Origin of the sequence: Qipengyuania thermophila (assembly GCF_004153605.1) — a bacterium.
GTDB lineage: Bacteria > Pseudomonadota > Alphaproteobacteria > Sphingomonadales > Sphingomonadaceae > Qipengyuania_B > Qipengyuania_B thermophila.
Genome location: NZ_SDSI01000017.1, coordinates 1 through 466, shown reverse-complemented (window position 1 = coordinate 466; position 466 = coordinate 1). Strand labels below are relative to the sequence as shown.

At 37.3% G+C, this 466-nt stretch carries 1 protein-coding gene; it reads left to right on the top strand.

The annotated features are described in order from the left end of the window. The first annotated feature begins 236 nt into the window (after positions 1-236). Positions 237-371 (top strand): cytochrome c oxidase subunit II transmembrane domain-containing protein, encoded by a 135-nt coding sequence (locus ETO60_RS11540; protein WP_390612840.1) that lies wholly within the window; start codon positions 237-239, stop codon positions 369-371. Positions 372-466: the final 95 nt, after the last annotated feature.

Below are 466 nucleotides of genomic sequence, written 5' to 3'. Positions count from 1 at the left end.
GTATTCAAGGGAATACACACAAAAGTGATGACGTGAGTCCTTACAGTCTTTGAAGACTGGGAGTTTGTACCTCCTAAGAGGCTCAAGCCTGAGGACTAGCAGTTTAATGATAGAACATTGATTTGTCAAGTCAAAGGAGCAGATTGTGCCTGGTCAAGGCAGGGTGGCTGAAAAAGTGAAACATTGTAAGTGTTTAGATGGATAAATTCCCCCTGCCCATGAGAATTTGAGGTCAAATATCTTTTCAAGATCCTGTTTCTAGGACTATGGAGCATATTTCAAGAGTTCATGACTCTGTAATAATTATTGTTGTATTTATCCTCAGAGTGGTTACCTATTCAGTTATCTCTTTATATCAAAGAAAAAGGTGAGACTTAAGGTTTATTTCATCAGAAATAATGGAAATCATGTGAATTTCTATCCCATCCCTAGTATTAATTGCTTTAGCATTCCCTTCTTTGCATTG